The sequence below is a fragment of the Microcystis wesenbergii FACHB-1317 genome, assembly GCF_014696875.1.
Taxonomy (GTDB): domain Bacteria; phylum Cyanobacteriota; class Cyanobacteriia; order Cyanobacteriales; family Microcystaceae; genus Microcystis; species Microcystis wesenbergii_A.
The window spans coordinates 1-13,805 of record NZ_JACJQV010000167.1 but is presented as its reverse complement, the minus strand read 5'-3'; the positions used below and the strand labels follow the sequence as shown (position 1 = coordinate 13,805).

At 42.0% G+C, this 13,805-nt stretch carries 11 protein-coding genes, 1 tRNA gene and 2 pseudogenes; 6 read left to right on the top strand and 8 right to left on the bottom strand.

All coding sequences use genetic code 11. The annotated features are described in order from the left end of the window. A partial coding sequence (locus H6F92_RS15660; RefSeq protein ID WP_190358636.1) for a GDP-mannose 4,6-dehydratase occupies positions 1-282 on the top strand: 282 nt, incomplete at its 5' end. Positions 283-294: 12 nt separating this feature from the next. Continuing rightward, on the top strand, positions 295-1,233 hold the full coding sequence (locus H6F92_RS15655) for a GDP-L-fucose synthase family protein (protein ID WP_130757147.1): 939 nt from the start codon (positions 295-297) through the stop codon (positions 1,231-1,233). Between the two features lie 53 nt (positions 1,234-1,286). Here the strand turns inward: H6F92_RS15655 and H6F92_RS15650 are convergent, their stop codons facing one another. Further along, positions 1,287-1,961, bottom strand: coding sequence for a hypothetical protein (locus H6F92_RS15650; protein WP_190358635.1), 675 nt, complete (start codon positions 1,959-1,961; stop codon positions 1,287-1,289). 453 nt (positions 1,962-2,414) lie between these two features. Between H6F92_RS15650 and H6F92_RS15645 the strand changes: the two genes are divergently transcribed. Together H6F92_RS15645 and H6F92_RS15640 are read left to right on the top strand one after the other, a co-directional pair. Further along, positions 2,415-3,599 carry an ATP-grasp domain-containing protein gene (locus H6F92_RS15645; protein WP_190358634.1) on the top strand — a complete coding sequence of 395 codons (1,185 nt, stop codon included), beginning with the start codon at positions 2,415-2,417 and terminating at the stop codon, positions 3,597-3,599. A 184-nt stretch (positions 3,600-3,783) separates the two neighbouring features. Further along, positions 3,784-4,671, top strand: a complete 888-nt coding sequence (locus tag H6F92_RS15640) for a succinate--CoA ligase subunit alpha (protein WP_190358633.1) — start codon at positions 3,784-3,786, stop codon at positions 4,669-4,671. A gap of 943 nt (positions 4,672-5,614) precedes the next feature. On the opposite strand, the pseudogene H6F92_RS15635 reads toward H6F92_RS15640, so the two are convergent. From H6F92_RS15635 to H6F92_RS15615, 5 genes and pseudogenes are all read right to left on the bottom strand, one after another. Next, a pseudogene (locus H6F92_RS15635) lies at positions 5,615-8,625 on the bottom strand (type ISP restriction/modification enzyme). Between the two features lie 206 nt (positions 8,626-8,831). Continuing rightward, positions 8,832-8,939, bottom strand: coding sequence for a BrnA antitoxin family protein (locus H6F92_RS26830; RefSeq protein ID WP_265795881.1), 108 nt, complete (start codon positions 8,937-8,939; stop codon positions 8,832-8,834). A 532-nt stretch (positions 8,940-9,471) separates the two neighbouring features. Then, entirely contained in the window at positions 9,472-9,807 is a 336-nt protein-coding gene (locus H6F92_RS15625; protein WP_002760267.1) for a HepT-like ribonuclease domain-containing protein, read from the bottom strand. Beyond that, entirely contained in the window at positions 9,804-10,097 is a 294-nt protein-coding gene (locus tag H6F92_RS15620; RefSeq protein ID WP_002760266.1) for a nucleotidyltransferase family protein, read from the bottom strand. Before H6F92_RS15620 ends, H6F92_RS15625 begins: the two co-directional genes overlap by 4 nt. Positions 10,098-10,569: 472 nt before the next feature. Then, positions 10,570-10,643, bottom strand: a tRNA-Pro gene (locus H6F92_RS15615). 71 nt (positions 10,644-10,714) lie between these two features. On the opposite strand from H6F92_RS15615, the gene lipA reads away from it, so the two are divergent. After that, positions 10,715-11,620, top strand: a complete 906-nt coding sequence (gene lipA, locus H6F92_RS15610; protein ID WP_190358637.1) for a lipoyl synthase — start codon at positions 10,715-10,717, stop codon at positions 11,618-11,620. Here the strand turns inward: lipA and rdgB are convergent. Continuing rightward, entirely contained in the window at positions 11,583-12,176 is a 594-nt protein-coding gene (gene rdgB, locus H6F92_RS15605; protein ID WP_190358632.1) for an RdgB/HAM1 family non-canonical purine NTP pyrophosphatase, read from the bottom strand. The two genes, lipA and rdgB, sit on opposite strands and share 38 nt — an antisense overlap. Positions 12,177-12,541: 365 nt before the next feature. Then, positions 12,542-13,447: a class II fructose-bisphosphate aldolase gene (locus H6F92_RS15600; RefSeq protein WP_190358631.1), complete on the bottom strand. Its 906-nt coding sequence runs from the start codon at positions 13,445-13,447 to the stop codon at positions 12,542-12,544. A 212-nt stretch (positions 13,448-13,659) separates the two neighbouring features. Here H6F92_RS15600 and H6F92_RS15595 point away from each other — a divergent pair. Further along, positions 13,660-13,805: pseudogene (locus H6F92_RS15595) on the top strand (IS701 family transposase); the annotation flags it as partial.

The window sequence follows — 13,805 nt, the reverse complement described above, 5'->3', positions numbered from 1 at the left end:
GATATTTCTTTCCAATACGTTAATTTAAATTGGCAGGATTATGTGGAGTTTGATCAACGTTATTTGCGTCCAGCGGAAGTGGATTTATTAATAGGAGATTCCACAAAAGCCAGGGAGAAATTAGGTTGGCAGCCGTCGGTAACGTTCGAGGGACTGGTAAAATTAATGGTAGATGCGGATTTAGCGGCTTTGGGGATTAATCTTAATAATGGTGGTGATAGCGGACAGTTATTAAAAGATTTGGCTTATCTTCGCAATCGTTCAATGACAACTGTGGATTAAAGAGGTAAAAATATGCTGAATTTAAGCGAACAAAGAATCGTCGTCACCGGGGGGGCCGGATTTTTAGGTCGGCAAGTAGTTAATCAATTAATTGCAGCGGGGGCAAATCCCGAAAAAATTACAATTCCTCGGTCTAAAGATTGTGATTTAAGAGTTTGGGAAAACTGTCAACGTTTAGCCAACGAAGAAGATTTAATTATCCATTTGGCTGCCCATGTGGGAGGCATCGGTCTCAATCGGGAAAAACCCGCCGAATTATTCTATGATAATTTGATGATGGGAACCCAATTAATTCACGCTGCCTATCTAGCAGGAGTGCAAAAATTTGTCTGTGTGGGGACAATTTGTGCCTATCCAAAATTTACTCCAGTGCCTTTCCATGAAGACGATTTATGGTCAGGATATCCCGAAGAAACCAATGCGCCCTATGGTATCGCTAAAAAGGCTTTATTGGTACAATTAGAGTCCTATCGTTTGCAGTATGGTTTCAACGGAATTTATCTTTTACCAGTGAATTTATACGGACCAGAGGATAATTTTGATCCGGGTAGTTCCCATGTAATTCCTGCTTTAATTCGCAAGGTTTATGAGGCACAACAACGGGGGGATAAACAACTTCCTGTCTGGGGAGATGGTAGTCCAACCCGGGAGTTTCTCTACTCCACCGATGCAGCGCGAGGCATTGTCATGGCCAGTCAATTCTATAATGAATCAGACCCGGTTAATCTTGGTACAAATTATGAGATTTCTATCAAAGATTTAGTCGAATTAATCTGTGATTTAATGGGTTTTGATGGCGAAATTGTTTGGGAAATAGATAAACCGAATGGTCAACCGCGACGCTGTTTAGATACAACCCGCGCTCAGGAAAAATTCGGTTTTGTTGCCCAAATGGAATTTAAAGAAGGTTTGCAAAAAACCATTGAATGGTATCGGCAAAACGCCGCTTAGTCTCGATAGCTGGTGTGTTAGATTAATAGCTAACACACCTAATTTTTTTAAGGTTACTGACCGGTAAAATCAGAACGAAGGGTTAATTTTAAATCTTCCTTGGGGTTAATTGACAATAATTCCACCGATTCTCCTCGTAATAACCAACCGGCTAATACTTCTAATCCTCCTCCTCGTATAATCTCGCTAACCGGTTGGTCAGAAGTAAAAGAAGCGAGGACAGAAGCGGCAGATTTTCCTAATACTGCACCCTGAATAATTTTATCGGGGTTAACTCCCTTAATTAGCCTTTCTAGACGAGTGAAAACTGCCGAAATAGCATCAATAGATTTTTCTTGGGGTTGACGGGTTTTTAAAAAGATTTTTTGGGATAAAAAACGCGAACCTTGACCATCGGGTTTAATTTCTCCGATAATCTGACTACCATCGGGAATAATTGTCTGTCCTTGGGAATTTTTGATATTATCGGTTACGGTCAGTGATAGAGAAAAAGTTTCTTGTTTGGTTAAAAGAATTTTTTCCCCTTGCTCGTATTTTACAGGGATGTCTGTGCCGGCAGGAATTAATTGAGCATTCCCCAAAGGAATCGGTTTAATCGGGTTAATTGGGGCGAATTGACGTGCGATCGCAGGAGTCAAGGAAAGGGAGACCACAACGAAAGAAGCACTTAAAAGCATTGTTAATAGGATCAGAGGATGATGACGACCCTGCTTTTGAAAATTTAGCATCTTACCCTTGAGTTTCCTAGTGGGAGGGAATTAAAGATAGAGACGAAAGCGGAAAAAAGTTTGTTTCCAGGCGGGAAAATGCGGGAAAAAGGGGATTTTTAGCAAAAAATAGCTGATATTTTCTACTAATTGCCAGTTATGAGTTTATTTGGTCTATTGAAACGCCAAAACTCTTGATTTGTCCGCAGTTCTTAGTTTGGCACGGTTAATGGGGAACAAGAACTATTTATGGGAAAATTATAGGTTCAATCCTATCAAAAAAAATCACCCGATCGAATTAACTTTAATTTTTGCGATCAAGATTGCCGTCACGACCAGTCCCCCATCCCTATCAACCAAAAATATTCTCCCTGATCACCCGTGAACTGGATGCTGTTGCTAAAATAATCTTCATAGTCCCCCAGCTACCGAAACGAGCAAAGAGAGAATCGCCACTTTATCAACTAATCAATTATGGATTTACTCGAATACCAGGCCAAGGAAATATTTGCTCAAGTCGGCATCCCCATTTTACCTTCCCAACCAATCCACGAACCGGGGGGACTAAAAAGATTAAACATTCCCTATCCTATCGTGCTGAAGTCCCAGGTACGAGCGGGAGGACGAGGAAAAGCCGGAGGGGTGAAATTTGTCGCTAATACCATCGATGCGATCGCTGCTGCCCATGCTATCTTTCATTTACCGATCGCCGGAGAATATCCAGAGGTAATCCTAGCAGAAGCCAGGTATAATCCGCAACAGGAGATATTTTTAGCCATTTTACTCGATTATCATCTGCAAAGACCAGTTTTACTGGGTGCGAGTCAAGGGGGGATGGATGTGGACAGTTTACTGGCAACCATGCAAAAAGTGGTCATTGAAGAGAGATTTTCCCCCTATCTCTGTCGGCAATTAGCCGTATCTATGGGTTTAAGAGGGTCTTTGATCGAGTCTATCAGTCAAATTCTCGAAAAAATGTATAGTCTCTTTGTCAGCAAAGATCTCGATATTATCGAGATTAATCCCCTGGGTATCAACGAAGCCGGGGAAGTGATGGCCCTAGATGGCAAAATAACTGTTAATGATGCCGCTTTAGCTAGACATCTCGATCTTCTGGCCTTGACCCCTCCCCAATTACAATCCCCTTGGTCGATAATTGATCAAACTGGCCGAATAGCCGTGATTAGCAATGGCCAGGGTTTGATGTCCACTGTCTGGGATGCCTTAGCCAGCAAGGGGGCAAAACTAGCAGCCTGGCTTATACTGGAGGAAAGACTAGAATTAGAGCAATTAAACGAGCAAATAGAGGCCGGTCTGCAACAATTCCAACTATTGCCCGATTTAAAAGTGATTATCGTTGATATTATCAGTTATCCCGACTTTGGCCAAAAAGCGATCGAGACTATTAGTAATTACTACCGCAGTTATAGCCCATTATCACCCAGCCGGGGCAGCGGCGAACGAACGATCCGGGCCACCCGACAGGAAAGACAAACCTTGCAACCTCGATCTTTTCTCAATCCCACCCTACCACAAATAATTTTTCGCGTCCTAGCTGACAGCAAAGCGATCGATCTCAGTCAGGGTTTAGCTGATGTTAACTTTCATTGGTTAGAATCTTTAGAAGAGGTGGTCACTGCGGCAATTAAATTAGCCTAGAATCAGTGAGCAGTGATCAGTGATCAGTGATCAGATGTGAGTTTTCAGTTCACAAGGGACGAATCTAAAACCTTTGACTCTTGCCTTCAGAAGCTGATTACTGTTTACTGTTTACTGTTTACTGTTTACTGGACGGCTACGCCGTGCCTTTGGCAACACTGAAACAACTCCCAACACTTAATATATGAAATGGACAGATAAAGATCAGATAATTATGCAAGGGATCGATCGACCCCTAGGCAAATATTATGCGGCACGATTGAAAGCTCAGGGAACCTGTTTAGTAGCGGGAGTGGCTAGTGGCCTCGGTGGTGAGATAATCGCAGAGATACCAGTGTTTGATCTAGTGGCCGAGGCCTTTGCTGAAACAGGAGAAATCAAAACCAGTTTAATTTTAGTCCCCCCCAATCAAGTCCTAGATGCGGCCTTAGAAGCGATCGCAGCAGCCATCCCCCAATTAATTATCATTACCCCTGGAGTTCCTCCCTTGGATCTGGTGGAATTATTAAAGATAGCTAGTACCACAGGGACATTAATTCTCGGACCCGGCAGCCAGGGTGTAATTATTCCCAATTATCTTTGGTTGGGTATTTGTGAACCCAGTTTTTATCAATCGGGGACAATTGGTCTAATCACCCGTGGCGATCGTATAGGGGATGAAGTGGCGAAAACTTTAACAGCAGCTGGGTATGGTGAATCTATGGCGGTAAATTTGGGTACTGACGGCATTATTGGCTCCAATTTGTCCCAATGGTTGCAGGTTTTCGAGGAAGATGAAAATACCGAGGCAATTCTCCTCGTCAGTCAGGTGGGAGGAAAGGCCGAAATCGAGGCAGCCAAATATATTGCCTCGGCGATCGAAAAACCGGTGATTGCCTATCTTGTGGGGTTAAATGCAGCGATTGAAACCAATTTCGGCGATACAGAAACAATTATTTCTAACCAACTTTCCTACTCTGTTGCCGCTAAGAATACCAGAAAAGATAGCTTACGTAATTTTCAAGAAGCTGGGGTGACAGTGGTAGAAAAATTAGCCGATTTACCCGCCTCTTTAGGGAAAGTTTTGTCCTGAATTTGACCCCATTGCTCCAATAATCAGCTGTTGACTACCTAAATTACTCGTTAAGACTGCACCGGAGTTGGGAGTACTGGATTTGTCGAGGATATGGTTATATATTTTTCAGCCTACTAACCACCGTCTTTTCCTTCCCCCCTTATCCCGAACTGACGTTAATCATTAATAGACCTCTTGTAAAAATCAAAAATTGTTGTTATACCATTTTTCACAAGTAATGGCAGAGATGGTTAATTGCCCTCACCCCCCCAAACCTACCGACGTCGGGGGGGCAAGGGGGGGTAAGATACCTGCCAAGAATAAGGAAAAATGGTATTAGGGTTAGGCTTCGGCCGTGAGCTTTTGCGTTCGACAAAAGCTCACGCCGAGGTCCGAACGGAGTCAGTAGCCAGTAGTCAGTAGTCAGGAGAATTAAGAATAAATAATAATCAGTTAAATGGTCTATTTACATATTTTATGCCATTTAATCCTTATTTTTGCCGTTTTTGAACCCTGAAAAATTAATTACGCAAGAGGTTTAATCATTAATCAGTGCCAAAAAAGCGGAGCAAAGGACAGGGTTAAACCTGCCCTTTATTATCGGAAAAAGTCCTTTCTTTTCGTCTTTTTTTGATAACTTAAGTAGGGCTGGCTGAATAATGGTAAAACCCTTTGAAAATCAGGCTTTTGACCGGTTAAAATCCGATGTTAGTGCCAGAATATAGGATTGAGACCTTCAAAAACCTGGCATTATCCTTCTTGTAGTAGATAAAATGGTACAAAAAAAGAGGGCAACAAAGCCTGAAACGACCGACGACCGACTACTGACGACCGACTCCTACCCCCACGAAAAACTTTTTCAGCAAACCCTAGATAATCAGTTTTTAATAACTGAATTTAGCATTAACATAATTTAAACTTATCACACGAAGAATAAGAGATCCGAAAAGCTGCAATCTTTTTAATGTCTCATCGCTTCTATTATTTTCATGGTTTCGACGCTGACAGTACAGACTCGTTGTAATAAGTCAATTACTGTTTCTTTATAATCGGCAAAGCGATAATGATTAAATCTTTCGGCGATGGTTTGATCTTTGGGTTTCTTTTCCTTATATTGATCTAATATCCATTCTAGGGCCGAACGATTACCGAGTTTATATTCCCAGGCAATTTTGGGAATATCTTGTAGGAAAGTGATATCGTCGAGGTTGATGGAATTTTTTTCTCGGTCAGCTTTTAGTTTAGTTTTGGGTTTGAGGTTATTATTAGTATCAATGCGGGTTAGTGGGTAGGGTGCGACGGTTTCATAGTTGATATGTAATTCCATTAGTTTGCTTCCCCATTCTACCCATTGAGAGAAGTTATCATAAAAGGGAAGCCGGGGAAATTCTCGCTTGAGGTTTAATTCATATTTACTGCGATATTCTGGGTAGTGGAGGACTGCATAAGTGTAGTGGAAGATGTGGAGTTTGGTGATGGTTTTATCGTTGTAATGTTTTTGGAATTGTTGCAATCCCCAATCGGTGATATTATCGATGCGGTTTCCTTCTTTCTCGTAGTAGTAGAGGGGGAGACATTGACAACCCGCAGGTAAACAATTCAAATCAACTATTTGACTTGATGCTAAATTATAAAAGTTTTTCGGTGATGCTAGTCCAGGTATAATAATATATCTATTTTCTAATTCTTCATTTTTGTAGATTCCATACCATTGATAAGTCATTCCATTAAAATGCTTGTCAAAATACAGCCATTGTTTTGTGTATGGACGATAATAACTCATCAACATATTAGCATCGTTAAATACTTTTGATATTCTTTGATAAAGATACTTGGTTAATTCTCGATCCCACTTAATCTGATTTCGTTCTTGATAATTTTCATCTTCAAAAGTTCTCTGATAAACATCTACACAAAATCTCATTTTTGCTTCTAGTGTGTCTTTTGAAAAGTCATAAACCCACTCATCTCGCTGAGTTTTAAGTCCTGACGAAAACAACTTAAACACAGCTTTCTCAGACTGGCCACTTTTTACCTCCTTATCAATCAAGGGTAGCAGTTGATTAAAATCATTATCTGATTGTTCAATCCAGTTATGCTTTTTATCTGGGATGATATGCTCGAAGCAAACATTACTAAATTTGTTACTCTGTAAATAAGACAATTTAACTTCTCGCAACTCATGAACATGAAAAGGATTAGCATAGAAAATTTTATTTCCAGTTGCTATCCTGTCTTTAACTAAAAACAGGATAGCAATACCAGTCATTGCAGCAGTACCAAAAATTGTATGTTTTTCACAGATAAAAATCCCATCTTTCCCTGATATTTTCCTGACATTACCACCTAAATCTATAAAATAAGCGCAAGTAAATTCTTCTTCAATACATTTTCTAAACCCATCAAAAGAACGAGCATCTAAAAAGGAAGAATTACAGATAAACGCTATTATACCATCTTTATTTAATCGATCAGAAGCCCAACGAATAAAGCGAGTGTACAGATCATAGACGACAATTTGTTCTGTGCTGTCCCTTCTTTGATGTAAGTATCTTTAATTCTTTTATCTATTCCTGGGTATTTACGATTTGCATTATTGTCATTAGCATTTTGCTGCTTGGCATTATAAGGAGGATTACCAATAATTACAGAAATATTGCGGTCATTTTGATGTTGAATCCGTTGGGTATTCTCCACCGACATGGCAAACAAATCCATCTGCTTGAGATGAAAAGCAGCATGGTCCAGGGTATCCACAAAACAGATATGCTCAAACTCTTCATACTCACCCATCTTCTGCTTGTAGGTGAACTCAATATTCAAATTCGCAATATAATAAGGAAGAATTGCCACCTCATTACAGTGCATCTCATGCTTATACTTGTACCGTAACTTATCCTTTGGTAAATACTCAATCAACTCCGTTATAAAAGTTCCTGTCCCCGTCGCCGGATCTAAAATTTCTACTCCTGGATCCGCCAACAACTTCCTAAAATGCTTATGGACTAAATAATCGACACTTTCAATCATAAAACGGACAATTTCATTGGGTGTATAGACAATTCCCAACCGGTCCGCCGCTTTCGGATTGTATGCTTTATAAAAATTCTCATAAATCGCCTTGAGAAATTTCTGCTTCTCGTGGTGGTTATAAATATTCGCCGCCGTCCGCCGAATTACCGCATAATAACGTTCAATAGTCCCTAAAGTATTGCGCTTGGTATTACCAGTAAAGAAAGTTTCAATCACTCCCTGTAATTCCCTAGCGATATTATTTTCCCGGTGAAACTGAGACTCATTAAAAATATTGATAAAAATATCCTCTGTCAGGATGTGCTGAATAATCATCTCCCGCACATCTTCCAGGCTAATTTCTGGATTGATTGACTTGCGACAAATCTCTAAAAATTTGTCCCGCGCTGTCACAAAATTACGATTCGTCTCCGATTGCAACGCAATTAAATCCCGCAACGCTTCCAAAATTGTTGGTAAATCTTCCTTAAAACTATCAATTGCCTCTCGAAAATCCTCAACCTCCGGACGTACATAATTAATAAAAGCATTAATAATCCCATCCAAAGCCTCATCATCGCGCATGGAGACGCGCAGTCTTTCCTCTCCTCCTTGAATTAAAACCGCCGTCTGGGAATCTTCAAATAAAATATTGTCATTGGGGTAGCCTTTCGCTAACTTTTTCTCAATTTCTTCATCTAAATTATCGTATTGATCCTTACTTTCCCAATATCCCCAATCTAACCGTAAAGCATCCTTTACCGTCCCGTCAGGATAGACAACTTTTCCCGACTTAGTGCGATAATCCAACTCCGGAATTAACAAAAAATCCCGCGCCTTGCAATAGTCATTTAATAAATTCTGAAAAGCGACTCTAATCGAAGTTTCCTTGCGACTGCCGCCATATTGGACAATCTTCTCAACTTCCGCCTGATACTGGCTGATTAATAATCTAGACATTGGCTTAGAGTATGTAAATAAGTAGTTATAATCAAAGAGAAGATAGATTTTGGACTCTGATCCCCCCTGCCCCCCTTGATAAGGGGGGTGCCGATAGGCGGGGGGATCTACCCTTGATAAGGGGGGTGCCGATAGGCGGGGGGATCTACCCTTGATAAGGGGGGCTGATAGGCGGGGGGATCTGACAATTTTTATTTCGATGTTTTTCACTGGTGCTGGCGTGCCATCACTTCCCGCAAGATATGGTCAATTCCTGTTTCATATCCCTTTCCTTGAGCTTTTAACCATTGTAATTGATCTTGACCTAGTTGAATAGCTAATTACTGCTTTGATGGCGAAAAAGATACTTTTTTTTGAGTAAAAAACTCATCACCTAACGGCGGCTCACGATTATTTGCCTTTCCTTATCTGGCAAAGTTTTAATTCGATTTCTCGGAATAAATAGCTGAAAATTTGTCAAAATGTCGTGCTTAGTAGATTGATTCATGAATCAACCTACTAAGTAGGGTTGGCTGAATAATGGTAAAACCCTTTTAAAATAAGGCTTTTGACCTGTTAAAATCCGATGTTCATGCTGCGAAAATCCGATTGGGACTCTCAAAAACCTTGCATTATCCCTCTCGTAGTACACAAATTGGTACAAAAAAAGAGGGCAACAAAGCCTGAAACGACCAGCTACTGACTCCTGACGACCGGCTACTGACTCCTAACCCCACCAACAAACTTTTTCAGCAAACCCTAAGTAGGTAGGCTTTAAAAATTATCAGATACCCCCCTTATCAAGGGGGAATTAAGGGGGGATCGAACCTAAAACCCAACAGTTTTAAATAATTGGACTGGGTTTCGTCAAATCAATTCCTGTAAAATAGCTTCGATTTGTTGTTTTAGAGGAGGAATGTCATTTTCAACAATATCCCAAATAATCTCTAGATTGATACGAAAATATTCATGAATAGTTAAGTTTCTTAGATCGCTGGCATCTCGCCAAGGAACTTCGGGGTATCTTGCTTGAAATTCTTGAGAAGTTGCTCTAGCTGCTTCACCAATAATTTGTAAATGATAGACAATCCAAGTTTGAATTAATTCTTGTTGTTCAAACACGGTTTTTCCCTGTGGAGCATACTTTTCTACCCGCTCAATTGCTTCTAAAATATCCCGCAAGCGTTCGGTATCATCTCTCATAGTGGTATTGCTTCTTTAAGTACCCGCTCTCTGATTCTATCTTTAAGTCCCTGTTCGGTAACAATATCAACTTTGCAGCCTAACAAAGCTTCGAGTTCTCGAATTAACGGCAAAGGAAACCAGGGACTCCGACGTTCGCTACAATAATCAATTAATAAATCAATATCGCTTTTTTCGTCAGCTTCTCCCCGTGCGACAGAACCAAAGATTCGCACGTTATTTGCGCCGTGTTTAGCAGCAATAGCAATGATTTTTTCTCGTTTGTTTTTGAGTAATTCCTCAATTTTCATGATCTAAGTAGGTAGGCGTTAAAAGTTGTCAGACACCCCCCTTATCAAGGGGGGATTAAGGGGGGATCGGCACCCCCCTTATCAAGGGGGGATTAAGGGGGGATCGGCACCCCCCTTATCAAGGGGAGATCCCCCCGCCTATCGGCACCCCCCTTATCAAGGGTAGGGCTGATTCATTCTCTAGTTTGATTCCTTGTTTGTCTGTCTTCAATCGCTTACGGGGCAAGCAAAGCAAGGCATTTTAAAAATTTTTCAGATATTTGTTCTGAGAAATTGACTGAAAACCTTGCCAGATAAGGATTTGATTGAATGACATTTGCGAGAATGAAACGACCCTACCTTATCAAGGGGGGATTAAGGGGGGATCGAACCTAAAATCCATTTTTAATTTAATTATAACCAGCTACTTACTGACAATTTTTAACACCTATCTACTTAACCATAGAACAGATTACACCTTGATTGTCTTTAATCGGGATGACAGGATTCGAACCTGCGGCCCCTTCGTCCCGAACGAAGTGCGCTACCAAGCTGCGCTACATCCCGAAAGTTTTCAGCTAAATCATCATAGCATATTCGGCCTTGATTGGGTCGAGACTTGCTAGGATATTACAGATATAGGCAAAAATTATCGGAGTAGTTCAGGCGTGACGGTAAAACCAGAGTGGTTACGGGTAAAAGCACCGCAATGGCAACGAGTCGGCAGTGTTAAGGAAGTTTTACGCGATTTAGGCTTAAATACCGTTTGTGAGGAGGCTTCTTGTCCCAATATCGGCGAATGTTTCCACGCGGGGACGGCTACCTTTTTAATTATGGGTCCTGCTTGCACTCGCGCCTGTCCTTACTGTGATATCGATTTTGAGAAAAAACCCCAACCTTTAGACCCCACGGAACCCCAGCGATTAGCGGCAGCCGTGCAACGTCTTGATCTTAATCATGTAGTGATCACTTCTGTCAATCGCGATGATTTGGCTGATGGGGGTGCTAGTCAATTTGTCCGTTGTATCGAGGAAATTCGCCGCATTTCCCCTAAAACCACCATCGAAGTGCTGATTCCCGATCTTTGTGGCAATTGGCAGGCTTTAGCTTTAATTCTTGCCGCTAAACCTGAAGTTTTAAACCACAATACCGAAACTGTTCCCCGTCTCTATCGTCGTGTGCGTCCCCAGGGTGATTACCAGCGTTCCCTAGAATTATTGCAGCGCGCTCGCGCCATTGTTCCCGCTACCTACACAAAATCGGGCATTATGGTGGGATTGGGGGAAACCGACGAGGAAGTGCGGCAAGTGATGGACGATTTACGGGCCGTCGATTGTGATATTCTCACCATCGGGCAGTATCTGCAACCATCGCCAAAACATCTCGGTGTACAGGAATTTATCACCCCCGAACAGTTCCAAGCTTGGCGCGAATATGGGGAGTCTCTGGGATTTTTACAAATTGTTGCGAGTCCCTTGACAAGAAGCTCTTATCATGCTGAACAAGTCAGAGCCTTGATGAATTTGTATCCGCGAGAGTCTTGAGATGGGGCAGCAATTGCTGAAAAGCTCGTCCTCGATGGCTAATTTTTCTTTTTAATTCGGGAGACATTTCCGCAAAGGTTAAAGCGTATTCGGGGACATAAAAAATCGGATCGTAACCAAAACCACCCTCACCCCTAGGACTGGTGAGAATTTCTCCCGTGCAGATTCCTGTGGCGCTCAAGGCAATCTCACCATCGGGACGGGCGATCGCAATTACACAGACAAAACGGGCCGATCGATCCTGATTATCTCCTAATTCTCTGACTAGGCGATCGATTCTTTCTCGATCATTTTTACCATAGCGGGCCGAGTAAATCCCCGGGGCATTTCCTAACCCGGTTACTTCCAATCCCGAATCATCAGCGATCGACCATTCTCCCAATGTTAGGGCAATTTGAGCAGCTTTTAAATAGGCATTTTCGGCAAAAGTCGCCCCTGTTTCCTCTATCTCTAAATCATCGGGTTTTAACTGCAATTCTAGGTCAATATCAGTTAAGTATTCCCCTATCTCTGCTAATTTACCCGGATTACTCGTGGCTAGAATTAATTTTTTCATTGGCCTTTTATCTCAGTGATCAGTGATCAGTTACCAGTTATCAAATGTGAGGTTTCAGCTTACTAGACCTCCAGCTAATATTATCTCAAGACTAAAAGTCTTTCTGGTTGATTAACCCGTATTTTGGCTCTCTTACTTCTTTGTGTGATCTCGCGTAGCGAGCGCGTTGCGACCAGTTTAACTTACTATAGAAGCGATCAATCTTTGTGTCCTCTGTGTCTGGAGTGGTTCCTTCCACTCGCTCGTCAGCAGGACTGTATCTTAGAATACATTTTACCCACCAAACCTAAGAGAGCCGTATTTTTTCAGTGAATTGCAGATATCTACTGATAACTGATTACTGTTTACTGATAACTGATAACTGTTTACTGATAACTGATAACTGATAATCCCGCTAACATTTGAGCGTAGGGAGTTTCGTGGAGGTGGGCCTTATTGACAGCACCAAAAAGGGTTAATTTGTCGATAATTACCGATTTCATCGCGGAAATTGCCTCTCCTGCGATCTCTAATAAATCCTTATCCTCTGGCCCGCAAATTTCCCGTTTCAGGGACTGCATATAGGCTTGACGCACTTCCGTATTAACATTAAATTTGCAGACTCCTAACTGGATCGATCGCCCGATCATTTCTGGGGGTAAACCAGAAGCGCCATGTAAAACTAGGGGAATAGACAGAAGTTGTCGAATCCGGGCCAGGCGATCGAAATCGAGACGGGGCGGACTTTTGTACTCGCCATGGACATTACCGATAGTTACGGCCAGAGAATCCACTCCCGTCGCTTGCACAAATTGCACTGCTTGCTCAGGATCTGTCATTTTAGCCTCTTTTTCGGCAATAGTTAACCCGTCCTCTGTGCCGCTAATTCGGCCGATTTCTGCCTCCACCACGGCCCCGTATTCGTGAGCGAGACGAGTCATTTCTCTGGTAAAAGCGAGATTATCTTGGTAGGGAAGATGAGAGCCATCGGCCATAATTGAAGTCATCCCCGCTTCTAGGGCCGCATAGATGTCGCTGGCTTTAGTGCTATGGTCAAGATGAACCGAGATAGGAACCTTGGCCGAGCGAGCGGCCTCTAAACAGAGAGCGACGAGGGTAGAACTGCCATAACGCAAAGCGCTGGGGTGAATTTGCAACATAGCGGGACTACGGCAATCCTCGGCGGCACTAATCACCGCTTTGACCCCTTCTAGGTTATAAACATTAAAAGCTCCGATCGCATAGATATTTTTGCGAGCGGTTTCGAGGAGTTCCTGAGTAGAAGCGAGCATAATATGGAAAATAACCATTGATACTGCCCAATTTTACCCTAATTAGGGCTGGCTTCTAGAGGACAGATAATACAGAAAACGGGTTTCTCGGAGAAACCCGTTTTCTACTCATGCAAAAGGCAATAGGAGGAATAGTGGGACTTAAACGCTAAATAAAGATCAAATCGAGTATAATCGTTAAAGAATAAGCACTTTACGTTGAAAGAGCAGCGATGAAAGAGACAACCCCAGCTGCGATGCCTCCCTGCTTTGACCGATGGTGTCGGCGGTTTGACAATTGCTTCAAAAACGAAGCGCAAAAAAACGGCTTCAGACAATATTTAGGAGGATTATTAGGGGAAAGTGAGAGGAAAAACCT

Excerpts from the sequence above, each read along its gene's own strand:
- rdgB (WP_190358632.1), bottom strand. The coding sequence starts at position 12,176 with ATGAAAAAATTAATTCTAGCCACGAGTAATCCGGGTAAATTAGCAGAG.
- H6F92_RS15600 (WP_190358631.1), bottom strand. The coding sequence starts at position 13,447 with ATGCTCGCTTCTACTCAGGAACTCCTCGAAACCGCTCGCAAAAATATC.
- H6F92_RS15655 (WP_130757147.1), top strand. The coding sequence starts at position 295 with ATGCTGAATTTAAGCGAACAAAGAATCGTCGTCACCGGGGGGGCCGGA.
- H6F92_RS15650 (WP_190358635.1), bottom strand. The coding sequence starts at position 1,961 with ATGCTAAATTTTCAAAAGCAGGGTCGTCATCATCCTCTGATCCTATTA.
- H6F92_RS15640 (WP_190358633.1), top strand. The coding sequence starts at position 3,784 with ATGAAATGGACAGATAAAGATCAGATAATTATGCAAGGGATCGATCGA.
- H6F92_RS15625 (WP_002760267.1), bottom strand. The coding sequence starts at position 9,807 with ATGAGAGATGATACCGAACGCTTGCGGGATATTTTAGAAGCAATTGAG.
- H6F92_RS15620 (WP_002760266.1), bottom strand. The coding sequence starts at position 10,097 with ATGAAAATTGAGGAATTACTCAAAAACAAACGAGAAAAAATCATTGCT.
- H6F92_RS15645 (WP_190358634.1), top strand. The coding sequence starts at position 2,415 with ATGGATTTACTCGAATACCAGGCCAAGGAAATATTTGCTCAAGTCGGC.